This window comes from Hydrogenophaga intermedia (assembly GCF_000723405.1).
GTDB classification, from domain to species: Bacteria; Pseudomonadota; Gammaproteobacteria; order Burkholderiales; family Burkholderiaceae_C; genus Hydrogenophaga; species Hydrogenophaga intermedia.
On record NZ_CCAE010000014.1, the window covers coordinates 15284 to 41205 of the forward strand.

The 25922-nt window shown below is 68.5% G+C and carries 17 protein-coding genes and 1 riboswitch; of the genes, 11 read left to right on the forward strand and 6 right to left on the reverse strand.

Annotated features, from left to right (window positions below):
* Positions 1 to 39 precede the first annotated feature (39 nt).
* Complete coding sequence (locus BN948_RS10665) at positions 40 to 1296, forward strand: PQQ-dependent sugar dehydrogenase (RefSeq protein ID WP_009518905.1); 1257 nt, start codon at positions 40 to 42, stop codon at positions 1294 to 1296.
* A gap of 31 nt (positions 1297 to 1327) precedes the next feature.
* Here the strand turns inward: BN948_RS10665 and BN948_RS10670 are convergent, their stop codons facing one another.
* The gene (locus BN948_RS10670) at positions 1328 to 1624 is read right to left on the reverse strand and encodes a DUF5666 domain-containing protein (protein ID WP_009518906.1); all 297 of its coding nucleotides are present in this window, start codon (positions 1622 to 1624) and stop codon (positions 1328 to 1330) included.
* A gap of 116 nt (positions 1625 to 1740) precedes the next feature.
* Complete coding sequence (locus BN948_RS10675) at positions 1741 to 2331, reverse strand: peroxidase-related enzyme (protein ID WP_009518907.1); 591 nt, start codon at positions 2329 to 2331, stop codon at positions 1741 to 1743.
* A gap of 102 nt (positions 2332 to 2433) precedes the next feature.
* On the opposite strand from BN948_RS10675, the gene BN948_RS10680 reads away from it, so the two are divergent.
* The 4 genes from BN948_RS10680 (at position 2434) to BN948_RS10695 (ending at position 7291) form a co-directional block, all read left to right on the forward strand.
* A complete protein-coding gene (locus BN948_RS10680) occupies positions 2434 to 2820 on the forward strand; it encodes a carboxymuconolactone decarboxylase family protein (RefSeq protein WP_009518908.1) in 387 nt (128 codons plus the stop codon).
* A 37-nt stretch (positions 2821 to 2857) separates the two neighbouring features.
* Complete coding sequence (locus BN948_RS10685) at positions 2858 to 3820, forward strand: Bug family tripartite tricarboxylate transporter substrate binding protein (RefSeq protein ID WP_009518909.1); 963 nt, start codon at positions 2858 to 2860, stop codon at positions 3818 to 3820.
* Positions 3821 to 3905: 85 nt separating this feature from the next.
* Positions 3906 to 5519 carry a Fic family protein gene (locus BN948_RS10690; protein ID WP_009518910.1) on the forward strand — a complete coding sequence of 538 codons (1614 nt, stop codon included), beginning with the start codon at positions 3906 to 3908 and terminating at the stop codon, positions 5517 to 5519.
* A complete protein-coding gene (locus tag BN948_RS10695) occupies positions 5516 to 7291 on the forward strand; it encodes an ATP-binding response regulator (RefSeq protein WP_009518911.1) in 1776 nt (591 codons plus the stop codon). The genes BN948_RS10690 and BN948_RS10695 overlap by 4 nt, the downstream gene beginning before the upstream one ends.
* On the opposite strand, the gene BN948_RS10700 is transcribed toward BN948_RS10695, so the two are convergent.
* Positions 7273 to 7932, reverse strand: coding sequence for a response regulator transcription factor (locus tag BN948_RS10700; RefSeq protein ID WP_069902783.1), 660 nt, complete (start codon positions 7930 to 7932; stop codon positions 7273 to 7275). The genes BN948_RS10695 and BN948_RS10700 overlap by 19 nt on opposite strands.
* Before the next feature lie 339 nt (positions 7933 to 8271).
* On the opposite strand from BN948_RS10700, the gene BN948_RS10705 reads away from it, so the two are divergent.
* Both BN948_RS10705 and BN948_RS10710 read left to right on the forward strand, forming a co-directional pair.
* Positions 8272 to 9993, forward strand: a complete 1722-nt coding sequence (locus BN948_RS10705; protein ID WP_035621622.1) for a ShlB/FhaC/HecB family hemolysin secretion/activation protein — start codon at positions 8272 to 8274, stop codon at positions 9991 to 9993.
* Positions 9994 to 10013: 20 nt separating this feature from the next.
* Positions 10014 to 18692: a hemagglutinin repeat-containing protein gene (locus BN948_RS10710; protein ID WP_035621623.1), complete on the forward strand. Its 8679-nt coding sequence runs from the start codon at positions 10014 to 10016 to the stop codon at positions 18690 to 18692.
* Positions 18693 to 18734: 42 nt separating this feature from the next.
* Here BN948_RS10710 and BN948_RS10715 read toward each other — a convergent pair whose 3' ends face one another.
* Positions 18735 to 19550 carry a helix-turn-helix transcriptional regulator gene (locus tag BN948_RS10715; protein WP_236953923.1) on the reverse strand — a complete coding sequence of 272 codons (816 nt, stop codon included), beginning with the start codon at positions 19548 to 19550 and terminating at the stop codon, positions 18735 to 18737.
* Positions 19551 to 19689: 139 nt separating this feature from the next.
* On the opposite strand from BN948_RS10715, the gene iaaH reads away from it, so the two are divergent.
* On the forward strand, positions 19690 to 21192 hold the full coding sequence (gene iaaH / locus BN948_RS10720) for an indoleacetamide hydrolase (RefSeq protein WP_009518916.1): 1503 nt from the start codon (positions 19690 to 19692) through the stop codon (positions 21190 to 21192).
* 34 nt (positions 21193 to 21226) lie between these two features.
* Here the strand turns inward: iaaH and BN948_RS10725 are convergent, their stop codons facing one another.
* Positions 21227 to 21781, reverse strand: a complete 555-nt coding sequence (locus tag BN948_RS10725) for a PAS and helix-turn-helix domain-containing protein (protein ID WP_009518917.1) — start codon at positions 21779 to 21781, stop codon at positions 21227 to 21229.
* Between the two features lie 97 nt (positions 21782 to 21878).
* On the opposite strand from BN948_RS10725, the gene BN948_RS10730 reads away from it, so the two are divergent.
* The 3 genes from BN948_RS10730 to BN948_RS10740 all read left to right on the forward strand — a co-directional run bounded on the left by BN948_RS10730 (position 21879) and on the right by BN948_RS10740 (position 24011).
* Entirely contained in the window at positions 21879 to 22580 is a 702-nt protein-coding gene (locus BN948_RS10730; protein ID WP_009518918.1) for a CoA transferase subunit A, read from the forward strand.
* 2 nt (positions 22581 to 22582) lie between these two features.
* Positions 22583 to 23218 (forward strand): 3-oxoacid CoA-transferase subunit B, encoded by a 636-nt coding sequence (locus tag BN948_RS10735; RefSeq protein ID WP_009518919.1) that lies wholly within the window; start codon positions 22583 to 22585, stop codon positions 23216 to 23218.
* Between the two features lie 26 nt (positions 23219 to 23244).
* Positions 23245 to 23427, forward strand: a riboswitch (yybP-ykoY riboswitch).
* Between the two features lie 2 nt (positions 23428 to 23429).
* Positions 23430 to 24011: a TMEM165/GDT1 family protein gene (locus BN948_RS10740; RefSeq protein WP_009518920.1), complete on the forward strand. Its 582-nt coding sequence runs from the start codon at positions 23430 to 23432 to the stop codon at positions 24009 to 24011.
* Here the strand turns inward: BN948_RS10740 and BN948_RS10745 are convergent.
* Positions 24005 to 25882, reverse strand: coding sequence for an FG-GAP repeat protein (locus BN948_RS10745; RefSeq protein ID WP_238327232.1), 1878 nt, complete (start codon positions 25880 to 25882; stop codon positions 24005 to 24007). The genes BN948_RS10740 and BN948_RS10745 overlap by 7 nt on opposite strands.
* Positions 25883 to 25922: the final 40 nt, after the last annotated feature.

Sequence of the window (25922 nt, forward strand, 5' to 3'; positions counted from 1 at the left end):
CTTGCACCCCCGGGCGGCGATGCGCCCTAGCATGGCCCGATGGTCCAGCCGCACCTCCCGAGCCTGAGCCGCGTTCTCGTGGCGCTGGGTGTGTGCGGCGTGCTGCTGTCCTGCGGTGGCGGGGGCAGCGGGGATGGGGATGCCGGTGGTTCGGGTGGAAGCGGTGGGGGCAACTCGCCGGGTTCGGGCAACTCGCCGGCCTTCATTCCCACCACCACACCGGTCACCGTGACCGAAGTGGTGGCGGGTCTGTCCAGCCCGTGGGGCCTGGCCTTCCTGCCGGACGGGCGCATGCTCATCACCGGCCGCCTGGGCCAGCTCTTGTTGCTGTCCGCAGACGGCAGCACGCGGCAGACCATCACCGGTCTGCCCACCGGCTTGTCCACTGGCGGGCAAGGTGGCCTGCTTGACGTCGCCATCGACCCGTCCTTCGCGAGCAACCGGCGCGTCTACTTCACGTTCTCCGAGGTCGACGCTGGCAATGCGTCGATCAATGGCACGGCGGTGGCGCGCGCGGAACTCGACGTGGGTTCGTCCAGCCTGGTCGGCCTCACCGTCATCTACCGCCAACTGCCCAAGGTGGCCAGCAGCGGGCATTTCGGTTCGCGCCTGGTGTTCGACGGCAGCGGCCACCTGTTCGTCACGCTGGGCGACCGCCAGAACGCCGACCAGGCCCCGTTCGCTCAGGACCTTTCGCGCGGCAACGGCAAGGTCGCGCGCATCACCACCAATGGCGATCCCGCGCCCGGCAACCCTTTCGCCGTCGGTCCTCAGGCGAGCTTCTGGAGCTACGGCCACCGCAACCCGCAGGGTGCCGCGCTGCGCCCGGGCACGGGCGAGCTGTGGATCAGCGAACATGGCCCGCAGGGCGGCGACGAGATCAACCGCGTGCTTGCCGGGCTCAACTACGGCTGGCCCGTCATCAGCCACGGCCAGCAGTACGGCACCACCACCCAGTGGGGCGAAGGCTCGGCCAAGGCCGGCATGGAGCAGCCGGTGTCGGTGTGGGAAAAGATCGATGGCACGCCCTGGGTGTCGGGTCAGAAAAGCTCCACCGCGCCGGCCGGCATGGCCTTCTTCACTGGCACCGGGCCCGCGCACTGGCAGGGCAGCCTGTTCGTGGGTGCGCTGGCGGGGCAAGCCCTGTGGCGGCTTCAGCTCGACGGCAATGTGGTGGTGGGCCGCGAGCGTTTCCTGACCTCGCTGGGCGAGCGCATCCGCGACGTGCAACAGGGCCCGGACGGGCGCCTGTACCTGCTCACCGACAGCGGGCGGCTGCTGCGCGTCAACGCGTGAGCGCCGCCCGGCCGCCGCCGCGGCTTACCGCTTACTGCTTGCTCTTCTTGAACTCGATGTCGTCGGCGTAGAGACGGCCATCGCGGCGGTCGATGTCCACTTCCACGTAGTGGCCCTCGCGCAGGTCTTCGAAGCGCTCGTAGTCGTTCTCGTAGTCCGTCTTGTCGGTCACGTAGATCACCTCGCTGGCGATGGTGAAGCTGCGCGCCGATTTGTCTATGGACTGGATGCGGCCCTTCATATCTTCCGCGTGGACGACACCGACACTCAGGGCCATGGCCGAGGCGATGAGGAAAGCGTGGATGCGGGACTTGTTGCTGCTGGACATGGTGAACCTCCAAAGTTGAAGCCCTCGTTCGATCGAGGCGTAGCCGATCGTGCCGCCTTTTCGGGTGGTTCGGCCGTGTCGGCCCGTAAAGGCGGCCTTGTCCTACAGGGGTGGGTTCACGCGGCCGACTTGGCCTTGGGCACGCGTCCGAGCAGGTAGAACTCGGGGTTGGGCGTCATGCCCGTGACGTTGGCCATGCGGTTCGAGAGCCCGAAGAAAGCGGTGATGGCCGTGATGTCCCAGATGTCCTCGTCGTCGAAGCCGTGCGCGTGCAGCGCGTCCATGTCGGCGTCGTCCACTTCGTTGGAGCGCAGGCAGACCTTGAGCGCGAAGTCGAGCATGGCGCGCTGGCGCGGCGTGATGTCGGCCTTGCGGTGGTTCACCGCCACCTGGTCGGCCACCAGGGGCTTCTTCTCGTAGATGCGCAGGATGGCGCCGTGCGCCACCACGCAGTAGAGGCAGCCGTTGGCCGCGCTGGTGGCGGTGACGATCATCTCGCGCTCGCCCTTGGTGAGGCTGCCTGTCTCCTTCAGCATCAGCGCGTCGTGGTACGCGAAGAAGGCGCGCCATTCCTCGGGCCGGCGCGCCAGCGCGAGGAAGACGTTGGGGATGAAGCCCGACTTGTCCTGCACCTCGCGGATGCGGGCCTGGATGTCCTCGGGCAGGGCGTTGAGTTCGGGCAGCGGGTAGCGGTTCTTCTGCGGCATGGGTGTGTCTCCTGATCATTGGATGTGGCCAGCGCCAAGTATCGGCCAGGCCTGCGTTATCGTTGCGCCCGTCATCGAAACATCCGCCGCGAGGCCTTCTCCATGAACCTGCCCGACGACCCCGAATTCCAGCGTGGCCTGGCCATGCGCACGCAAGTGATGGGCGACGACTTTGTCGCCAAGGCCTTCGGCGGCATGACGCCGTTCACCGAGCCCATGCAGCACCACATCACGCGCCGCGCCTGGGGCGATGTGTGGCAGCGCGGCGTGCTCGACCTGAAGACGCGCAGCCTCATCACCGTGGCCATGCTGGCCGCGCTGGGCAAGCAGCACGAGCTGAAAGGGCACGTGCGTGGTGCGCTCAACAACGGCGCCACGGCCCAGGAATTGCAAGAGGTGCTGCTGCACGCCGCGGCTTACTGCGGCATTCCCACCGCCGTGGAGGCCTTCCGTACCGCCGCCAGCGTCGTCGATGGCGAAGGCACCTGAGCAAACGACCGATTCTTTTTTCTGGAGGACCCACCGAATGAACCCGATCCTGTCCCGCCGCGCGGCCATCGCCGCCACCCTGGCCTTGGCCGCCGGCTTCGCGCACGCGCAGTCCAACGTCCGCATCCTCGTGGGCTTTCCGCCCGGGGGCGGCACCGACGCCATCGCGCGCATCCTGGCCGAGAAGCTGCACACCGAACTGGGCACCTCGGTGGTGGTGGAGAACAAGCCCGGCGCGGGCGGCCAGCTCGCGGGCCAGGCGCTGAAGGCCGCGCCGGCCGACGGCAGCACCGTCTTCCTCAGCCACGACCACAGCGTGAGCATCCTGCCGCTGACCATGAAGAACCCGGGCTTCGACCCGGCCAAGGACTTCGTGCCCGTGGCCGGTTTCGCCACCTTCGTGAACGCCGTGGCGCTGTCGGGCGGCACGCCCGCGCGCGACTTCAAAAGCTGGATCGACAGCGTGAAAGCCGCCGGCGGCAAGAGCACCGTGGGCATTCCCGCGCCGGCCTCCACGCCGCAGTTCGCGGTGCAGGTGATCGGCAAGCAATACGGCCTGGACCTGGTGGCCGCGCCCTACCGCGGCAGCGCGCCCATGATGGGCGACATGCTGGGCAACCAGATCCCGGCCGGTGTGGGCTCCGTGCCCGACTTCATCGAGAACCACAAGGCCGGCAAGCTGCGCGTGGTGGCCGTGATGGGCACGCAGCGCCAGGCCGCGCTGCCCGAGGTGCCCACCTTCAGCGAACTCGGCATCAAGGGCTTCGAGGACGTGCCGTACTACGGCCTCTTCGCCCCCGCCGGCACGCCGGCGGCGGCGGTGGACAAACTCGGCGCGGCGGTGCGCAAAGTGATCGCCTTGCCCGACGTGCGCGAGAAGCTCTCGGCCATGGGCCTGACGGTGGGCCACATGAGCGGCGCCGAGCTGGGCAAGCGCGAAGCCGCCTACCGCGAGGTGTGGGCGCGCATCATCAAGGACAGCGGGTACCAGCCGCAGTGAGGTGGGCGGGTCGGGCGCCCAGGGCCTGGAGCTGTATGAATTTTTGTGTTCGAATCGCTAAATCTAATCGTTTTGGCGCTCGAATATGGAAAATAGCAGCGCTCCTCTGGGGTATCTCTGGCTGTCCCGCCACACCGGCATCGAGCCGGTCCAGCCCCTTCGCCGCACCAGTTCCGTGGGCAAGGTGCGGGAGGTGCAGGTCGATGGGGCGCATGAGCACCGCACCTACCCCAGGGCCTGCGAGCCCGAGCCCAGCCTCGCCGGGCACCTGACCTTCGCGCTCAAGCACGAGGGCGTGGCGCTCGAATTTCTCGCGCGCCTGTTCGAGGCCAGCGATGGCGCGTTCATCAGCGAATGGATTGCGCGCGAGCCCACCAGCGCCTACGCGCGCCGCGTGGGCTTCTTCTATGAGTGGCTCACGGGCAGCGAGGTGCCGGCCATGGCCCGCCCGCCGTCGGGCAACTATGTCGATGCGCTGGACCCGTCGGCCTACCTCGTGGCCACCACGCCGCAGAAGATCCGGCGCTGGCGCGTGAACGACAACCTGCCGGGCACGCCCGCGTTCTGCCCGACCATCGAGCGCTGGGACGGGTTGCTCCAGCCCGAGGCCATCCAGGAGCAGCTCGACGGCCTCTACCGGCGCTTCGGACCCGAGACCATCGAGCGCGCGGTGGCCTGGCTCAGCGTGAAGGAAAGCCGCGCGAGCTTCGTCATCGAGCATGAGGGCAAGGAGGAAGACCGCATCGCCCGCTTCGCGCGCTGCATGGCCGAGCATTGCGGCCGGCTCGACGACCCCTTGAGCGATGAAGCGATACGGCGCGTGCAGGACGCTGTGCTGGGCGAGGCGCACACCGGCATCGCGCGCGGGCTGCGCGCTTCGCCGGTGTTCGTGGGACATGTCAGCGGCCTGCAGAACGTGGTGGACTACCTCGCGCCGCCGCACGAAGCGCTGGAAGGCATGGTGGATGGCCTGCGCGCGGCGGCGGCGCGAACGCGCGGCCAGAACGCCCTGCTGCGCGCGGCTGCCATCGCGTATGGCTTCGTCTACATCCACCCGCTGAGCGACGGCAACGGCCGCCTCTCGCGCTTCCTGATCAACGACACGTTGTTGCGCGACGGGGTGATCGCGCCGCCGCTGATCCTGCCCGTGTCGGTGGTGATCAGCGCCAATGCCAGCTCACGGCACGGCTACATGCAGAGCCTGGACCTGTTGTCGCGGCCGCTGATGCGCCGCCTCGGCGAGTCCATTGGCTTCGGCGAGCGGCGGCGCTACGCCGATGGTGTCGAGTCCAACCTGGTCGTGCGCGACTGGCGCTGGCCCATGGCCACCTGGCGCTACCCCGATCTCACGCTGCAGTCGAGGTATCTGCTGGACGTCATCGCACGTTCCGTGCAGGTCGAACTGCTCGATGAAGCGCTGTACCTGCAGGCCTATGACCGCGCACAAACCGCGCTCAAGGAACTGGTCGAAGGCACGAGCGAACACTACGCCACCATCATCCGATCGATACAGCAGAACCAGGGCGTCAGCGGCAAGCTGCGCAAGACCTTCCCGGCCGTGTTCGACGACGAGGTGCTGGCCGGGCGCGTGGCCGCCGCCGTGCTAAAGGCCTTCGAATCCGGTGCCGATGCCGAGGACGCCGTCGAACCCGTGCTCGACGTCCAGCCGCGCGGCAAGCGACCGCGCCACCGCCCATGACCCCTGACATCCCCGACCGCATCCGCGCCGAGCAGATCAAGTCCCTCTACGCCAGCATGCCCGCCTCGTACCTGGGCAGCGTGCTCGCGTCCGTGGGGTACCTGCTGGCGGCCTACCCGGTGCTGCCCACCTGGCAGTGGCTGCTGTGGGGCGGGCTCATGCTGTCGCAGGCGCTGTGGCGGCATCTGCTGTGGCGCGCCTACCAACGCCGCCAGCCGGGCGTGGAGGACACCGGCCGATGGGCGCTGTACGCGCTGCTGGGCTCGGGCGTGTCGGGTTGCTTCTGGGGGCTGGGCGGCTGGCTGGTGTTTCCGGCCGAGCACGCCGGCTACCAGCTCTTCTACCTCTTCCTCATCGCCAGCATGGGCTCGCTGTCGGCCATCGCCTCGGCGTCCTACCTGCCGGCGTTCTACGCCTTCGCGGTGCCCACCATCGTGCCGCTGGGCGTGTGGATGCTGTTGCAGGACACGTCCATGCTGCGGGTGCTGGGCCTCATCGGCCTGGGCTATCTGCCGGTCATCGGCGCCTTCGCGCACAACCTCAGTCGGCTGGTGGGCGAATCCTTCCGGCTGCGCTTCGAGAACCTCGACCTGCTGCGCGAGGTGATCGAGCGCAAGGAGCAGGCCGAGGAGGCCAGCCGCGAGAAGTCGATGTTCCTGGCCGCCGCCAGCCACGACCTGCGCCAGCCCCTGCACGCGCTGGCGCTGCAGACGCACCTGCTGGAGAAGACCGAGCTGGGCTCCGCGCAGCGCAAGCTGCTGGGTGGCATGCGCGGCTCCATTCACTCGATGACGGGCCTGTTCGACGCGCTGCTGGACATGTCGCGCCTGGACGCGGGCGTGATCCCGGTGCGCGAGGGCCCGGTGGCGCTGGGCGAGTTGTTCGCGCGGCTGGAGCGCGAGTTCCGCCGCGAGGCCGAGGCCAAGCGCATCGGCCTGCGCTTCCGGCCCACCGACGCGGTGGTGCGCTCCGACGACCACCTGCTGGCGTCGCTGCTGGGCAACCTGGTGTCCAACGCCATCCGCTACACGCGCCGAGGCGGCGTGCTGGTGGCTGCGCGGCGCACGCGGCGTGGCGTGCGCGTGGAGGTGTGGGACAGCGGCTGCGGCATCGCGCCAGAGAACCAGCGCGCGATCTTCAAGGCCTTCTACCAAGTGGGCAATATTGAGCGCGATCGCTCCAAGGGCTTGGGTCTGGGGCTGGCCATCGTGGAGCGCCTCACGCGGCTGCTGAAGATTCCGTTGGAGCTGCGCTCCGAACCCGGGCGGGGCAGCCGCTTTTCGGTGCGGCTGGCCGCCGCGCGCGAGAAGGCCTTGCCCGAGCGGGGCGTGAACCCCGCGGCAACGGACCGGCTGGCCGGCGCCATGGTGATCGTGGTGGACAACGAGGCCGAGATCCGCGCGGCCATGACGGCGCTGCTGGAGTCCTGGGGCTGCCAGGTGCTCAGCGCCTCGTCCGCCGCCGAGGCCTTGAGCCGGGCCGCCGCGCTGACCCGCGCGCCCGACCTCGTGCTCAGCGACTACCGCCTGGGCGCCGACGCCACCGGCCTGCAGCTCGTCGAGCGCCTGCGCGACGAGTTCAACGAGGCCATCCCCGCCCTCGTGGTCACTGGCGATACCGGTGCCGAGGTGCTGCGCGAGGTGCTGGCCGGCGACTGCACCATCCTGCACAAGCCGGTGCAGCCCGAGGCCTTGCAGCGAGGCGTGGCCACGCTGCTGGCCACGCGGGTGGCCGCTGCAGCCGATACAGCCGATCAGGCCGACGGGGGCTGAGGCTCGTCCGTCACCAGGCCCAGGCGCCGCGCCGCCAGCGCGGCCTGGGTGCGGTTGACCACGTCGAGCTTGTCGAAGATGGCGCCCACGTGCGCCTTCACGGTCTTCTCGGCGATCTGCAGGCGCTGGGCGATCTGCTTGTTCGAGTCGCCCGCGCACATGGCGGCCAGCACCTCCAGCTGGCGCGCGCTCAGGCCCGCCTGATTGGACGGCGTGGGAGGCGGCTCCACCCTGCCTTGCTGGCGCGTGATGAGCACACGCTCGCCCCGCGCCACGGCCTGCAGCCCGGTCATCAAATCCTCGGGCCGAGCCGACTTGGAGATGAAGGCCCGCGCGCCCGCGGCCCAGGCGGCCTCCTGGTCCTGCGGTTGGTCGTTGGCGGAGATGACCACCACCGCACCGGCCGGCAGTGCCTTCACCATGCCCTGGATCGCCGACAGGCCGTGCAGGTCGGGCAGGCCCGGGTCCAGCAGCACGAGTTCGGGCGGCTCATCGCTCAGCGCGTGCCCACGCGCCTCGGCAAAGCTGGCGGCCTGCAACACGCCGTGATCGGGCAGGGCCTGCGACGCGATCTGCGACAGACCCTCCAACATCAGCGGATGGTCGTCAACGACGAGCAGGGTCCTGGTGGTCTGGGTCATCCCGGTGGTGTGGTGGCGTGGCGCCCTGGGACAGGCGGCGCTGTACGTGGCGTCAACGGTCGGCAGGCTGCTATGAAACTTGATGGGCAATACCGCGAAAGACGCATATTGTTGCTTCATTTGTGACGGAGTTCTCACCTGACGGGTGAACTTGGGACTTTGGTCCCATATCACCGGGCCCCGTCCGCGCCGAGACTGCGCGCCAGCTTTTTCCGCCAGCCGGAGGTGTGCGCGTTCCGCCACGCTCCCCTGGGGAAGAGCCTCGAACAAGAAGGAGCGCGCGTGACGGACAAGGCAGGGCCCCGCCTCAGGGCTGGGCGATCGGGAGGGCAATCACTGGTGCTGGCCGTCGGCCTGTGGGTCGCGGCGCTGGCCGCCCAGGCCCAAGGCGTGGCGCCCACGCCGCAACAGATCGACCAGATCCGCCAGCAGCAGGAGCAGTTGCAGCGCGACGAGCAGCAGCGCCGCGAGCAGTTGCTGCGCCAGCAGGACCCGGCGCGCCGCCTGCCCGGCAGCGTGGGCATCGATACCGCGCCCGAGTTGCCCGACGGGCCCGACGGAGGCCCGTGCTTCCCCGTGCAGCGCGTCGAGCTGGAAGGCGCCGCGCGCCTGGACGCCGCCACGCAGGCCGACATTGCGCGCCCTTTCATTGGCCAGTGTGTGGGCCTGAAGGAGATCCGCGAGCTCATGCGCGAGATCACCAACCGCTACGTCGAGATGGGGCTGGTGACCACGCGCGTCTACATCCCGCAGCAGGACATGTCCAACGGCCTGCTGCGGTTGCTGGTGCTCGAAGGCAAGGTGGGCGAGATCGGCCTGAGCGACGACCAGGCCGGCGTGTACCTGGCCACGGCCTTTCCTGGCCTGAAGGGCAAGGTGCTCAACATCCGCGACATCGAGCAGGGCCTGGACCAGATCAACCGCCTGGGATCGAACAGCGCCACCATGGAGCTGCAGCCCAGCGAGCACCCGGGCCTCACCAACATCCTCATCCGCAACCAGCCCCGCCACCGCGTGAGCGGCGGGCTCACGCTGGACAACTACGGCAGCCCCTCCACGGGCGACCTGCGCGGCACGCTCAACCTGTCCGTGGACAACCCCATGGGCCTGAACGACGCCTGGTTCGGCAGCTTCTCGCGCAACCTCGACGCCGATTCGGATGAGCGCCTGAGCGAAAGCGCGTTGATCGGCGCGAACTTCGCTTACGGCTACTGGAACTGGAGCCTCAACCTGAGCAAGAGCCGTTACGTGAGCATGATCAGCTCGCTCACGCAGCGCTTTCGCACCGACGGCAACACGGAGACCTACAACCTGGGCGTTCAGCGCGTGCTCAGCCGGGGCCAGACCAGCAAGCTCACGCTCAACGCCGGCGTGACGCACAAGGACTCCAAGAACTACATCGAAGGCAGCCTGCTCAGCACCAGCAGCCCCAAGCTCACCGACGTGCAGATCGGTCTGACCTCGGTGTTCGTGGCCGGTGCGGGCTCCTGGACGCTGGACGCCTCGGCCGCGCGCGGCATCAAGGCCTTCGGCGTGGTGGCGCTGCCCGAGGCCGGCACCGGCAACGTGCCCACGCCCTTCGGCACCCGCTACAACGCGGCGGTCTCCTACTTCCGGCCCCTGCCGCTCAAAGGCGTCGATGCCACCTGGTCGAGCAGCCTGCAGATGCAGACCAGCCCGCACTTCCTCTACGGCTCCGAGCAGATGTCCGTGGGTGGACTGTTCACGGTGCGGGGCTTCGACGGCACCTCGCTGTCGGCCGAGCGTGGTCTGTACTGGCGCAACGACATCGCCTTCACGCTGCCACCGCCGCAGGAGAGCTCCGCGCGCTGGATCGGGCGGCTGCAGACCTACGTGGCCGTGGACGTCGGGCGCATCTTCGGCCGCGAAGGCCAGATCACCGGCAGCCTGGCCGGCATGGTCGTGGGCGTGCGCGCGGTGGGTGGCCCCATCGGCTTCGACGTGGGCCTCGGCCTGCCCATTTACGCCTCCCGATCGGTCGAGGCGCGCGGCTCCATCGAAGGCCACGCGGTGTACGCGCGGGCGAGCTTGAGTTTCTGATTTCCAGGGGAGTACGACACATGAAGACCATCGCGATGAAAGCCACGCTGAAGGCAGCGTTCACGGGTGCCGCGCTGGGCATGATCCCGGTGGTTCAGGTCACGCACGCGCAGCAGCAGGTGGTGGACCCCACCGCCGCCGCGGGCAAGCAGTCCACCATGGCGCAGTCGCTCAACGGCACGCCGGTGCAGAACATCGCCGCGCCCAACGCCAGCGGCCTGTCGCACAACCAGTTCAGCAGCTTCAACGTCGGCACGCCGGGCCTGGTCATCAACAACTCGGCCGTCAATGCCGTTTCGCAGATCGGCGGCGCGGTGGTGGCGAACCCCAACCTGGCCGGTGGCCAGGCGCGGCTCATCCTGAATGAGGTCACCAGCGGCAACCGCTCCCTTCTGCAGGGCGCGCAGGAACTGCTCGGCGGGCGCGCGGCCTATATCCTCGCCAACCCCAACGGCATCACCTGCGACGGCTGTGGCTTCATCAACTTCCCGCGCGCCACGCTCACCACGGGCGCGCCGCAGTTCAACAACGGCGCGCTCACCGGCTTCGGCGTCAGCGGCGGCGACGTGCTCGTGGGCCCTGGCGGCCTGAACGCCACTGGCGCGGATTTCTTCGACATCATCACGCGCTCGGCCGTGCTCAACGGTCAGGTCAACGCCAGGGATCTGTCATTCCGCCTGGGCAGCAACGACGTGGACTACGCCACCCTGGCCACCACCGCCCGCGCCGCGGGCGACGTGCCGGTCTTCTCGCTCGATTCCTCCGCGCTGGGCGGCATGTACGCGGGCCGCATCTCGCTCATCGGTACCGAAGCCGGCGTGGGCGTGCGTCTGCTGGGCAACGTGGCCGCGTCGGTGAGCGACATCGACCTGGACGTGAACGGCCAGATCACGTTGAAGGACAACGTGGTCGGCGCGCAGCGCAACCTCAACATCCGCTCGACGCAGGTGGCCTCGGTCGCCGGCAACGAGATCGAACTGCTCAATGCACAGGTGAGCGCGGGCGGCCAGGTGAATGTGCAGGGCGGCGACGTGCGCCTTGACGGCGGCAAGACCGTCGCGGGAACCGACCTCGCCATCAGCGGGCGCACGCTTGAGAGCATCGGCGGCCAGCGCGAAGCGGGGCAGAACCTGAACCTCACCGGCTCCGGCGCGATCACCGTCACCGGCGGTACCGTGCAGGCCAACCGCGGCCTCGCGGTCAACGGCTCCAGCCTCACGCTGAACAACGCCACGCTCATGGGCGAGGCCGACGGGGTCGATCCCACCGCAGGCAGCACCAGCGTCACCGTGGGCGGCGCGCTCGACATCAACAATTCCAGTCTGTTCAGCGGCAACACCCTGAACGTGAGCGCCGCCTCGGTGGACGTGGACGCGGCCAGCCACGCCAACGGCACCAAGGGCCTGCGCGGCAAGGGCGCCGTGGGCATCACCACCGCCGCGCTCACCAACGCCGGCCTGGTGGCCAGCGACGCGGGCCTCACCATCAACGGCAGTGGCACCACGGTGACCAACACCGGCAAGCTCTTCGGCGCGACCGGCCTGAACATCACCGCGACGAATCTGACGAACCGCAGCGTGGTCGAGTCCGGCGCGGCCATGACACTCAACGTGGCGAGCATCAGCAACGACGCCGCCAACGCCCTGGCCGAGATCTACGCCATCGGCAACCTGAACATCACGGGCAACAACACCCTGAGCAACCAGTCATCGGCCGCGCACGTCGCCAAGATCGTGTCGCGCGACGGCAAGCTGGACATCGACTCCCGCAGCGGCGCGGTGGGCACGCAGTCGGTGCAGAACAACGGCGGCCTGCTGTTTGGCGGCAATGGTGTGGACGTGGAGGTGTCGCGCGAATTCGTCAACCGCAAGTCGGCCGGCCGCAAGGGCTACGTGTTCGCCAACAACGGCGACGTGCTGATCGGCGGCATCAACCAGGCCGCCGTGACGGCGGCCCCGCAGGACATCACCGTCAGCAACATCGACTCGGACATCGAAGCGCGCGTCGGCAACATCACCATCAACGCCAGCAGGCTCTACAACACCACCGACGCCGCAGCCCCCACGGTGGCCGACGGCAACTGGACGCGCCACTACGGCTGGTTCGACCACGACGACAACCCCGCCACGCCCTCGATCGAGGCCTTCTCCAACTGCGGCACGTACGACGACCACTTCGACAAGGACGTGACGGGCAAGATCTGCGCCGTCTGGTACGACACGCGCTCGCAGTACCTCGTCAATCCCGACACCTCGCCGCGCAGCCGCATCATCGCGGGCAACAACTTCAACGCGTGGATCGAGAGCGAGGCGCTCAACTACATCAGCCTGATCTCGGCCGGCAACAACATCGACATCCAGGGCACCGGCAGCTTCGAGAACCGCGCGATCGAACTGCGCCACGACCGCAACACCCTGATGTACCGCTACGAGAACGGCGGCACCAGCAGCAACCCGGCCGGCGAGTGCTACACCGACGGCGTGTTCAACCGCTGCTTCATGGAGGATGGCCTTCACAAGAAGAAGCGCTTCGCCGACATCTCGCCCGGCACGCTCAGCACCTACACGGTGGGCATGGCCTCCACGGTTCAGGCGCGCGGCACCATCAACATCAACCTCGCGCGCGTGGGCAACCACAACAGCGGCGACAACGGCGAGCGCACCGGTGGCGGTTTCGTGGCGCCGGCGGGCACGGGCCAGACCTCGGGCAACCCCGGCGGCGCACCAGGCAGCGGCATCGGCTCGCTCACGGGCAGCCCCTTCTTCGTGCCCAGCAGCGACCCGGCCTCGCCTTTCCTGTTCGAGACGGATCCGCGCCTCATGAGCCTGGAAGGCCTCTACGGTTCGGACCTGTTCTTGAAGAGCCTGGGCCTGGACCCAACCGATTACCTGCGCGTGGGTGACCCGTACTTCGAACAGCAACTGCTGCGCCAGCAATTGCTGGCCGAGGCGGGGCAACTCTTCATTGCCGACGGCATGGCCGGCGAGAACGAGCAGTTCAAGCTGCTGATGGAGAACGCCGTCGCCGCCAAGGACGACCTGCAGCTGCGCGTGGGCGTGGCGCTCACCAAAGAGCAGATCGCCAACCTGCAGAAAGACATCGTCTGGATGGTGGAGACCGAGGTCAACGGCAAGAAGGCGCTGGTGCCCCAGCTCTACCTGTCGGACGCGACCAAAGCCAAGCTGGCCGAGGGCGCGCGCTTCGTTGCCAGCAACATCAACGTCAAGACCGAGGGCGCGATCAGCAACAGCGGCGCCTTCGTCGCGAGCAACAACATCGACCTCAAGGCCGGCACCACCTTCACCAACAGCCAGGGCACGCTGGTGGCGGCCAATGGCCTGAGCATCGAGGCCACCGGCGACATCCTCAACCAGAGCGGCACCATCAGCGGGGGCAACGTGACGCTGACCTCGACCGAGGGCTCCATCGTCAACGAGACCCTGAAGCGCGACGTGGCCTTCGGCGACGCGGGCGAGGTCACCTACCTCGGCAACACGGCCAGCATCCAGTCCACGGGCAAGCTGACCCTGGACGCGAAGCAGGACATCGTCTCGCGCGGCGGCGACATCACCGCCGGTGGCGACGCCACGCTGAAGGCCGGCAACGACATCACCCTGACCGCCATCGAGCGCAAGACCTTCACCAGCGAGTACAGCAGCTCCGGCGCGGACGGCCACAGCACCACGACGATCACCAACACCAACTCCACGCGCCAAGTGGGCTCCGGCCTGACCGTGGGCGGCAACCTCGACGCCACGGCCGCGCGCGACATCAACGTCGAGGCGAGTTCCGTGGACGTGGCGGGCAACGGCCGCCTCGACGCGGGCCGCGACATCAATGTCACCGCCCTGGCCGAACAGACCGACACCACGACCACCACCGCCACGCGCAGCTGGAACAGCAACTACGAGCAGGACACCGAGGTGAAGCGCACCACGGGCGCGGCCAGCTCACTCAACTTCGGCGGCAACCTGGCCATCTCGTCGGGCAACGACACCAACATCAAGGGCTCGCAGATCGCCGTCGGCGGCGACCTGAACGTGGAGAAGATCGGCGGCGACCTCAACGTCACGACCTTCGAAGAGAAGACCACCGTTTCCCAGACCACCAAGACCAGCAGCTTCTTTGGCGGCGAGGCCAAGGCCGAGGCCGGCAAGAACATCACCGAGAGCAAGGCCACGGCCAGCGCCACGCTGTACAGCTCGTCCAAGGAAACGGTCGACATCGACTCCACCACGCACCTGCGCTCGGGCATCGCGGTGGGCGGCAACCTCAATGCGGGCGGCGACGCAATCAAGGGCGACGTCAACATCACCGGTTCGAACATCGCCACCGGTGGCGACCTGAACCTGGCGGCCGGCGGCAACATCAACATCCTGGCCGCCGAGGACAAGACGACCGTCAACCAGACCAGTGAGAGCTTCTCGCTCAACGTAAGCACCTCGGCCTCCATCGATGGCGCCGAGGCAGGCATCGGCGCGCAGTACGACGAGTCCAGCGGCTCGGCCACGCAGACCACGGCCCAGGTGTCCGGCCTGAGCGCGGGCGGCAACATCGACATCAACGCGGGTGGCGACTTCACCGAGCAGGGCACGCAGGTGGCCGCCGGTGGCGACATCAAAGTGGAGGCCGACAGCATCACCAGCCTGGCCGCGCAGAACACCTACACCGAAACCGGCGAGTCGCTCTCGGTGAGCGTGGGCATCGGCGTGAAGGCCGAGACCGGGCTGGGCGGCGTGGTGGGTGCCTTCGTCGACGACAAGACCAACAAGGCCGGTTTCGACATGGCCGCCGCGAGCGAAGGCCTCAACGGCCTGGACGTGCCGGACGCCGGCTCGGTGAAGGCCGAGCTGAGCGTGTCGGTGAGCAAGACCAAGACCAGCGCCAGCGGCAACGACGCGGTGGCCTCCGGTTTCACCAGCGGCGGCAACACCAGCTTCAAGGCGCGCGAGGGCGATGCCACCTTCCACGGCACCAACGTGGAGGCGGGTGGCTCCATCGACGTGAGCGCCGACAAGGGCAGCGTGAAGATCCTCACCGCCGACAGCGCCAGCCAATCGAGCAAGAGCACGACGGATGCCAGCGTGACCATCGGTGTCTCGGCCGACGGCACCTTCTCGGGCTCCGGCTCGGGCAGCGAGAAGACCGAGTCGTCCAGCAGCACCACGCAGCAGGCCGCCAGCTTCAAGGCCGGCAAGGACATGAACATCACCGCCAAGGACGACGTGACCCTGGTGGGCACGAACCTCGAGGCCGGCGGCACCGCGAGCATCGAGGCCAAGGAGGGCAAGATCGACTTCCTTGCCGCGCGCGACACCAGCAGCGCCAGCAGCGACGAGATGAACGCCAACGCCAGCTTCTCGGCCAACGTCACGGGCAAGGAAGGCAGCGTGGGCGGTGGCGGCGGCGAGCTGTCCACGCGCGAGTCGAGTTCCACGGGCAAGGCCGGCTCACTGAGCGCGGGCAACATCGTGCTCAAGTCCAAGGGCGACATCACCCTGGAAGGCACGAACGTGGCGGCGGCCGACAGCGCCACCATCCAGACCGAAGGCAAGCTCGACTTCAAGGCGGTGGAGAGCACCTACAGCCGCACCGCGCAAGGCCAGTCGGGCCAGGTGGACCTGGAGGCCGGCGCCACCGGTGGCGGCGCCAAGGTGGCCGGCTCGCGCACGGACGAGAACGAGCAAGGCACCACCCGTACCGGTGGCTCGCTGTCGGCGAAGAACCTCACCATCAACGCCGGCAACGGTGCGCGCCTGGAGGGCACGCAGGTCGACGTGACGGAGAACGCCAGCATCGACACCGGCAAAGGCTCGCTGGTGATCGAGTCGGCCGTGAGCACCTACACCAAGACCGTGGACAACACCGCGGTGGAGGTGGGTGCCAAGGGCAACGCCAAGCAAGGCAGCGGCCAGGGCAGCTTCAAGATGGAAGGCGCCTACGAAGACACCAACCAGGTGAAGAACCAGAACGCCACGCTCAACATCGGTGGCAAGGCCGACATCAAGGCTGCGGGCGGCATCCAGATCGCCGGCGCCAACATCGAGAACGTGGGCAGTGTCATCAAGGCCGGCGAGACCAACCTGAACGGCGCCAGCGTCGGCATCGAGCAGCGCCAGGACGTGGACCAATCCACCAAGTCCAACGTGGGCGTGAGCGTGGGTGTCATCGTGCCCGGCAAGAAGACCCGCAAGGAAGTGAGCGACACGGTGCAGAAGGTGCGCGACAGCGACGCCGCCAACACCCTGAAGAACAAGGTGGGCAACGCCACGACGGCGATCTCCAACGCGGCCGATTCGGCGAAGACGAAGCTGGCCAACGTGGGCAGCGACGCCGCCACCAAGGCCAAGGCCGACAGCGACCTGGCCCAGCGCGTGCAGGACCGCAAGGACACCAACACCGCCACCAAGCTGACGAACAACACCGCGCAGGCCGACCGCAACGCCACGCGCAAGAACGCCGACAAGCGCCGCGACGCCATCAAGGCCGAGCACGACCAGCGCGTGGCGAAGGCGCAGACCCAGCTCGACGCGGCGAAGGCCGGCTCCGCCAAGGCCGCCGACAAGAGCAAGGCCGATGCCCAGAAGGTGGCGGACAAGGCCAAGGCCGACGCCCAGAAAGTGGCCGACAAGAGCAAGGCCGACGCCCAGAAGGTGGCCGACAAGGCCAAGGCCGACGCGTTGAAGACGGCCGAACAAGGCAAGGCGGACGCGAAGAAGACCGCCGACCAGGACGTGGCCAAGGCCGAGGCCAAGCGCGACACGGACGAAGCGAAGGCGAAGAAGGACCGCGAGGAGGATCAGGGCGTCGTCGACGCGAAGAACGATCAGAAGAAGGCCTTGGAGGACCGCAAGGCGATCGACATCGCCAAGGCGGCCGAGGACGCGGCGCACAAGAAAGCCATCGCCCAACTCGACGCCGATGAGCGCACCGCGAAGGAAAAGGCCGACCGTGACGCCGCCCGCGAACAGCAGGCCATCCAACGCGACGACAGCCTGAGCGGCACACAGAAGGCCGACAAGCTCAAGCAGGTGGCCGACCAGCAGGCCGAGGCGCGCGAGCAGGCCGCGAAGGACCATGCCGCCGCGGTCGAGGCCAAACAGAAGGCGCGCGACGACATCGAGAAACAGGCCGCCATCGACGCCATCGATCCGAGCGCGACGGACGCCGAGAAGACGGCGCAGCGCAAGGCCATCGACGACCGCTTCAAACAGCGCGAGACCGCTCGCGACGACGCGAAGAAGGCCATGGAAGCGAAGGCCGGCGAGGACAGGCAGGCCGCCCAGGCCGTGGCCAAGGCCGACCACGACCAGCGCAAGGCCCGGGCCGACGCCGACGCCAAGCTCCAGCAGGACAAGGACAACGTGGCGGCACAGCGCCAGACCGCCGACGACCAGGCGGACCGCGACTACCTGAAGAAGACGCGCGACATCCAGGACAAGCTCGCGCAGGACAGCGTGGGCAAGACCGACGCCGAGAAAGCCACGCTGCAGGAACAGGCCGACAAGGACAAGGCGCAGGCCAAGGCCGACATGGAGACGGCCAAGCGCGATAGCCAGCTCAAGGCCGACACCGACCTGGCGACGTTCCAGCGCGAGGCCGACGCCAAGCGGGTGAAAGCCGATGCCGAGCGCGCCAAGGCCGAGGCCGAGCGCACACACGACCAGGAGCTGGCCGATCTGAACAAGCTCAACCCGCGGCCCGCGGACTACACCGAGCGCGTGCAAGCCATTGACCAGCGCCTGACCGACGCAAAGGACAAGGCCGACAAGCGCGTGCTGGCGCAGGAGAAGGACTTCGCGGCGACCGAGGCCGAGCGCAAGGCCCAGGCCGAGCGCACCAAGCGCGACGCCGACATCGACGCCGATGCCACGCTCACCGCGAAGCAGAAGGAGCAGAAGAAGGCCGAGAGCGAGAAGACCTTCCTGGCCGAGCAGAAGACGGCGCAGGCGGAGCACGACACCGCGAAGAAGGACATGGCCGCGCTGTTGTCGCCCGCCGAGAAGGCCGCAGCCGACGCGGCGGCGGCCAAGGCCGAGAAGCAGGGCGATCGCGTGAAGAACCCGTACGCGCTCAGCGCGCGCCTCAAACCCCACCTGACGAAGGCGCGCCGCTGGAAAGAGGTGGTGACCTCCTTCGGCATGGACGTGGACCGCAGGGCGGCGCCGGTGGAAGAAGAAGAGGCCGAGGCCGCCACCACCGTGGACCTGCTGGCCCTGGCGCGCCAGTTCCAGGCCGGCGAACAACCGCTGGCAATGCAACTGCTGCGTGAGCCCGCGGTGCAGGACGCGGCCGCCGTCACGGCCGCCGTGGACTCGCTGCGCGAGGAAGCGCGCGACGGTCTGCTCAAGGCGCTTCGGTTGGAGATGACGGGCAAGGAGTTGGGCGTGCTCACCGTGGCGCAGCAGCGCGAAGCCCTGGGCGACCTGGGCATCGAACTGCCCGCGAACCTGCCCTCGACCGAGGTCACGAAGCGCTTCAACGCCTACCTGGACGACAGCGTGGCCGCCCTGCAGCCGGATGCGGCGCAGAAGGCGGAGATCCTGAAGGCCCTGGGCAAGGACGTGAAGCCCGAGAAGGTGGAGGAGGCCTATACCAAGCTGCTGTCCGACGGAGCGGAGAAGGCGCGAGAGCGCGCCGCGAAGATGGGGCTGTCCACTGCGCAGGCGGATGCCCTGGCACAGCAGTTCCAGCCGTGATGCACCAGCGGCTGGCGCAGGCCGGCCGTGAGCCCCCCGGCCTCACAGCCGGTCGACCACCCGCGCCAGCGCCGCGCGCCGGTGCACGCCCAGCTTCTCGAACACGCGCTGCAGGTAGGTGCGCACGCTGGGCAGGCCAATGCCCAGCTCGCGCGCGATCTCCTTGTCGGTGAGGCCCTGGCCCACGCAGCGCGCCACAGCGGTCTCGCGCGGGCTCAGCAGGGCCAGCGCGGCCTCGCTCACCACGGGGTCCGGCCGGCGTGCGTGGCGCGCGCGGCGCAGCGCGGCGGAGAAGGCGGGCTCAATGAACTGCAGCAGCTCGCGCTCGTGCGCGCCGAACTCGCGGCCCTGGCGGCCACGCCAGATGCGCAGGTCGCCCAGGGCGCGGGCTCCGTCGAAGGCGTGCAGGTTGATGCCCCAGTGCAGGCCGTCGCGCGCGAGGAAGTCGTTGAAGAACTCGCAGCGCAGCAGCTCGGCGCGCGGCATCACCTCGCTCACCAGCGTGGCCTGGCGGCGCTGCTGCAGGTGGAAGGTGATGGGGTCGCGGAACTGGTACCAGGCCTCGTAGCGGCCCAGGTTGGCCGGGTCCATGTTGATGGCCAGGCCGTGCTCGAAGCGGCCCGAGGCTTCGTCCCACACGTAGGAAGCGAAGTGGTCGGCGCGGAACAGGCGCAGCAACTGCTCGCCCAGGCGCGCGCGGATGTCGCGCTCGTTCAGGTCCTGCGCGAGCAGGGCGAAGCAGGCGGCGAGCTGGCCTTGTTCGGCGGGCGACAGGTGCATGGTGATGGGCGGTGGCGTGGCGCGAACGTAGCGCGTGGGGCAGGGCGGGTCAATCGGGGCAAGTGAGGGGGCGGCCACGGGTGCAGGCGCAAGCCCCGGTGGGGGGCGGTGCAAGTGCCATGCCGGGCGAGGGTGTGTCATCAATCCTCAGGACAGACGGCGGGGCCGCGCGGGCGCACAGTCGGCGGCCATGTCGTCCATTTCCGGAGCCTTTGCCATGCGCCGCTTTCCGCTCTTGTCCTCACTGCCCCTGGCCGCCGCGCTCGCCGGCTGTGCCAGCACCGGAGGCCCCGTGCCAGACCTCACCACGCTCACCGCCACCGAAGCCGCCGCCGCGGTGTGCAATGGCCGAGTGAGCAGCGAAACCCTGACCCGCGCCTACCTGGAGCGCGCGAAGGCGCGCACGGCGCTCAACGCCTTCGTCACGCTCGACGAGGCCGGCGCCCTGGCGGCGGCGCGCGCGGCCGATGCGCGCCGGGCGAGCGGCGCGCCTTGCCTGCCGTTGCAGGGTGTGCCCATCGTGGTGAAGGACAACATCGAGGCCGCCGGCCTGCCGACCACGGCGGGCACGCCGGCCTTGAAGAACTTCGTGCCCAAGGCCGACGCGCCCGTGCTGGCGAAGCTGCGCGAGGCCGGCGCCGTGGTGCTGGGCAAGACCAACATGCACGAACTGGCCTTCGGCATCTCGGGTTTCAACCCGGCGTACAACACCGGCCCTCAGCCGGGCGTGCGCAACGCCTACGACCCGTCGAAGATGGCGGGTGGCTCCTCGTCGGGCACGGCGGTGGCCATTGGCAGCCGCATGGCGCCGGCAGGCCTGGGCACTGACACCGGCGGCTCGGTGCGTTTGCCGTGCGCGCTCAATGGCTGTGCCTCGCTGCGTCCCACCATGGGGCGTTATGCGCAGACGGGCATCGCGCCGATCTCACACACGCGCGACACGGCGGGGCCGATGGCGGTGTCGATGAACGACGTGGAGCTGATGGACCGCGTGATCGCGGGCGGGCCGGCGGTGGGCGCGGCCGAGTTGCGCGGTGTGCGGCTCGGCCTGGCGCCCGAGTTCCTGGCCAACCTGGACGCGGACACCAAGGCGGCCTTCGACGCCGCGCTGGCGCGCCTGCGCAGCGCAGGCGTGACGGTGGTGGACGTGCCGATGCCCACGCTGATGCAACTGAACGGCATGGTGGGCTTCCCCGTGGCGATGTATGAGGCGCACGACGACATGGTGAAGTACCTGCGCGAGCGCGGCACGGGGGTGACGCTGCAGCAACTGGTGGCGGGCATTGCCAGCCCGGACGTGAAGGGCACGTATGAGGCCCTGGTGGTGCCGCGCAAGCTGCCCGCGCCCACGGGGCTGACCGACACCGAGCCGGTGTACCGCGCCGCCATGGCAACGCACCGGCCGGCGCTGGTCAAGCTGTACGCCGACACCTTCGCTCAGCACCGCATCGACGCGCTGGTCTTCCCCACGGTGCCGCGCGTGGCGGCCGACGCGGGGCCACAGAGCAGCAGTGTGGAGACCTTCGGCCTGTTCATCCAGAACACCGACCCGGGGAGCAACGCGGGGCTTCCTGGTGTCCAGGTGCCGGTTGGTCTGGGGGCTTCGTCGCGCTTGCCGGTGGGGTTGGAGCTGGATGGGCCGGCGGGGAGCGATCGGAGGCTGGTGGCTTTGGGGATGGCGATCGAGAAGCTGGTGGGGAGGGTGCCGGCGGGGCGGTGAGTTTCGTGGCCTGGTGCCTGCTTGGCGAGCCAACTCACCCCGCCATCAAGCGATGAACGAGATCGGGGGTGCTGTGCGCCTGGTACTTCCGCATCAAGCGCGCCCGATGCACCTCCACCGTCCGGTGGCTGATCGCCAGCAGCTTGCCGATCTGCTTGCTCGTGAGCCCGTCCATGATCAGCGCCGCCACCTCCCGCTCGCGCGCCGTGAGCGAGGCCCGCACCGGCCGGTGCGAACTCAGGTCCTCGAAGCTCCAGATGCCGGCCGCGTGCGGCGCGGCGCGGTCCACCGCGCGGCCCGTCACGTGGCACCAGAAGGTCTCGCCCGCCTGCCGCCCGCCCACGCGCTTCATGATGCGGTTGTCCGCATACGTGCCGCTGCGCCCCAACAGCGGCGCCATGCGCGCCCCAAGGCGCTCGTACTCGTCGGCGCTGGGGTAGAGGATCTGGAAGCTCTGGCCCACCAACTGCTCGCGCGTGGCGCCGAACATCTCGCACAGGGCCTGGTTGCAGTCCACCATGTAGCGCTCGCGCGAGAGCGCCAGTCCCACGGGCGCCAGGTCGAACGCCAGCCGGTAGTCGATGTCCATCGTGGTTGCCCTTTACGAAATACTACGTAAGCCGCTACGTAGTATCGTTGCGGTTTCCCGCATCCCCAGCAAGCAAGACCTTCCGGAGGCAATCCCCGTGAACAAGATCTACCCCAGCGCGGCCGCCGCGCTCCAGGGCGTGGTCGCCGATGGCCAGCTCATGGCCGTGGGCGGTTTCGGCCTGTGCGGCATCCCCGAAGCCCTCATCGACGCCCTGCGCGACAGCGGCGTCAAGAACCTCACCGTCATCTCCAACAACGCGGGCGTGGACGGCTTCGGCCTGGGCAAGCTGCTCGACACGCGCCAGATCAAGAAGATGATCAGCAGCTACGTGGGCGAGAACAAGGAGTTCGAGCGCCAGTACCTGGCTGGTGAACTGGAGCTGGAGTTCACGCCCCAGGGCACGCTGGCCGAGAAGCTGCGCGCCGGTGGCGCGGGCATTCCGGCCTTCTTCACCAAGACCGGCGTGGGCACCCTGGTGGCCGAGGGCAAAGAGTTGCGCGAGTTCGATGGCGAGACCTACGTGATGGAGCGCTCGCTGGTGCCCGCCGTGTCGCTGGTGAAGGCGCACCGCGCCGACAAGAGCGGCAATCTGCAGTTCCGCTACACCGCGCGCAACTTCAACCCGGCCGTGGCCATGGCGGGCAAGGTCTGCATCGTGGAGGTGGAGGAGATCGTCGAGACCGGCGACATCCACCCCGACCAGATCCACCTGCCGGGCATCTACGTGCACCGCATCGTGCACAACGCGAGCCCGGAGAAGCGCATCGAGAAACGAACCATCACCGAAAAGGCCTGACCATGCCCTGGACCCAAGACCAGATGGCCGCGCGCGCGGCCCAAGAGCTCGAGGACGGCTTCTACGTCAACCTCGGCATCGGCATTCCCACCCTGGTGGCCAACCACACCGGCACCAAAGAGGTGTGGCTGCAAAGCGAGAACGGCATGCTGGGCATCGGCCCCTTCCCGACGGAGGATGAGGTCGACGCCGACCTCATCAACGCCGGCAAGCAGACGGTGACCACCATCAAGGGCTCGTCCATCTTCGGCAGCCACGACAGCTTCGCCATGATCCGCGGCGGCAAGATCAACCTGTCCATCCTGGGCGCCATGCAGGTGAGCGAGCAGGGCGACCTCGCCAACTGGATGATCCCCGGCAAGATGGTCAAGGGCATGGGCGGCGCCATGGACCTCGTGGCCGGTGTGCCGCGCGTCATCGTGCTGATGGAGCACGTGGCGAAGAAGAAGGACGGCACCGAAGACCTGAAGATCCTGCCCAAGTGCACGCTGCCCCTGACCGGCGTGGGCGTGGTGGACCGCGTGATCACCGACCTGGGTGTGATGGACGTGACCCCGCAGGGCTTGAAGCTCGTGGAACTGGCGCCCGGCGTCACGCGCGAGTTCATCCAGTCCAAGACCGGGGTGACCTTGGTCTGATACGGGTGGCGGGTATACTGCCGCCCGCACCCGTCATTGGGGAGTAGCCGCCCGGCGCGCCACGCGCCGGGGTTCGCGTCAACACACTTGGCCAGCCGGCCATGGCGCGAACAGCCTTCCAGCCTGGCAAGACCTTTGACCGCACCGCCTCCGCACGCGCCGGGGAGGCGCTGCGGTCTTTGGTTTTTTACGCCGGCCGTTGGAGTTTTCCTTGGAAGCCTTCCTCCTGTCCACCGGCATCGTCGCGCTTGCCGAAATGGGCGACAAGACGCAATTGCTCTCGCTGGTGCTCGCCGCGCGGTTCAGGAAGCCCTGGCCCATCATCGCGGGCATTCTCGTCGCCACCTTGCTCAACCACGCGCTCGCGGGCGCGGCCGGCGCCTGGATCATGGCGGCCGTGGGCCCGGTGGTGATGCGCTGGGTGCTGGGCCTGTCTTTCATCGCCATGGCGGTGTGGATGCTGATCCCCGACAAGCTCGACGCCGACGAGGTGAAGGCCTCGCGCGGACTGGGCGTGTTCGTTGCCACCACCTGGGCCTTTTTCCTGGCCGAGATGGGCGACAAGACGCAGATCGCGACCATCGCGCTGGGTGCGCAGTACGAGCCGCTGTTCGCGGTGGTGATTGGCACCACGCTGGGCATGATGATCGCGAACGCGCCGGTGGTGTTCTTCGGCGACGCGATCACGCGGCGCGTGCCGATCAAGGCGGTGCACGCGGTGGCCGCGCTGATCTTCGCGGCGCTGGGGGTGTTCGCGCTGTGGGGCGCGAACACGCTGCCGGGCGTTCAGTAGAGGTACACCGCGCCGCTGCGCAGGCTGTTGTCGGCCTGGTTGCCGTTGATGCCGGTGGCGCTGCTCGCTTCGTTGGGCACGCCCACGGCCAGGGTCGGTGCGCTGTCCTGGCCGCCGAGCGCCAAGCCTCCCGTCAAAACGCTTCCGAGGCCCGTCCCATTGCCGCCGCCGAATTGGTCGCCCGCGTCAGCATTGGGGGCTTTCACGTAGGCCTGCTGGGTCCATTGGTCGCCGCGGCGAACGAACAGGTAGAGGGCGCCACTGTTCACGGCGCTGTCGTCGGCCTGGTTGCCGTTGAGGCCCGTGGCGCTGCTGTCTTCCCAGATGGCGCTCACCGCCAGGGTATTGCCTTCGGGCGAGAGGGCGATCTTGTAGCCGAAGCGATCGAGCGCCTGGGTGTTGGAGGCCTTCACATACGCTTGCAGTGCCCAGCCGCCGCCGCTGCGCGTGAACACATACACCGCTCCGCTGACGCCCGCCGCATTGTTTGACTGGTCGCCGTCGATGCCTGTGGCATTGCTGTCTTCAAAAGGGGCCGACGCCACCAGGGTATTGCCATCGGCGGAGAGGGCGACGGACGCGCCAAAAGCATCGCCCGTTTCGGTGTTGGAGCCCTTCAGATAGGCCTGCTGACTCCAGTTGCCGTTGCTGCGCGTGAAGACATAGGTGGCACCGCTGTCCGTGGCACTGTTGTTTGACTGGTCGCCGTTGATACCCGTGGCGTTGCTGTCTTCCTGATGGGCGCCCACCGCAAGGGTGCCGCCATCGGCCGACAGCGCGAGGCTTGAGCCAAAGCGGTCGCCCGCGGAGGCATTGGAGGCTTTCAGATAACCCTGTTGCGCCCAGACGTTGCCAAAGAGCGCGAAGACATAGACGGCACCGCTGTCCACGGCGCTGTTGTCGGCCTGGTCGCCGTTGATGCCTGTGGCGCTGCTGTCTTCCGCGTTGGCGCCCACGGCAAGGGTGGTGCCATCGGCCGACAGCGCGAGGCTTCTGCCAAAGCCATCATTCGCTCCCGTGTTGGACGCCTTCACGTACGCCTCTTGGGTCCAGGCGCTGGCGCCGCGCCGGAACACGTACACAGCCCCGCTGCCGGGGGCGCCGTCGTTGCCGGGGTCTCCGGTGGTGCCTGTTCCGTTGCCGCTTTCTCCGATAGCGGACACGGCGAGCACATGGCCGTCGCCGGACAGGGCGACCTCCTTGCCGAATTGGTCGCCCGCGCCGGTGTTGGAAGCCTTGACATAGGCCTGTTGCAGCCAGATGTCGCCGCTGCGCGCGAACACATAGACCGCTCCGCTGGCGTTGGCGAGTTCGTTGCCCGAGTCGCCTCCTGTGCCCACACCCGTGGCGTCGCTGTCCTCCGCGGGCATTCCCACCGCCATCGTCAGGCCGTCGGCCGACAGCGCCACGCTGCTGCCGAAGTCGCCGTCCAGCTCCTGGGCGGACGCCTTCACGTAGCCGATGGCTGCCGTGAGCTGGCTGGGGACGCTGACGGCAGCGGAGTCGGCGCAGCCTGCGGCGTTGCAGGCCTGCAGCACGTAGCGCGCGTTCACGCGCGCCGGCAGGAAGATCACGTGGTCGTAGGTGCTGGCGGCGGCGGGCAGGTCGTCGTCTGTCGCGGGCTTGAAGCCGGATGCGCCATCCGGGTCTTCGAGCAGCACGTAGTGTGTCGCGCCGCTCACCGATGCCCAACTGAAATGAAGGACCTTGGTGCTCTGCGGCATCAGGGTTAGCGTGGGGGCCGATGGCGTGGCAGCACCGCCACCGCCACTACCGCCGCCGCTGCTGCCGCCGCTGCCGTCACCGAGACCCCCACCGTCGAGAACGCCATTACCGCCCCCGCCGCAGGCGGCGAGAACGCAGGCGGTCATGCCGATTACCGCGAGAGCTGAACATTTCCTGAAGAAGTTC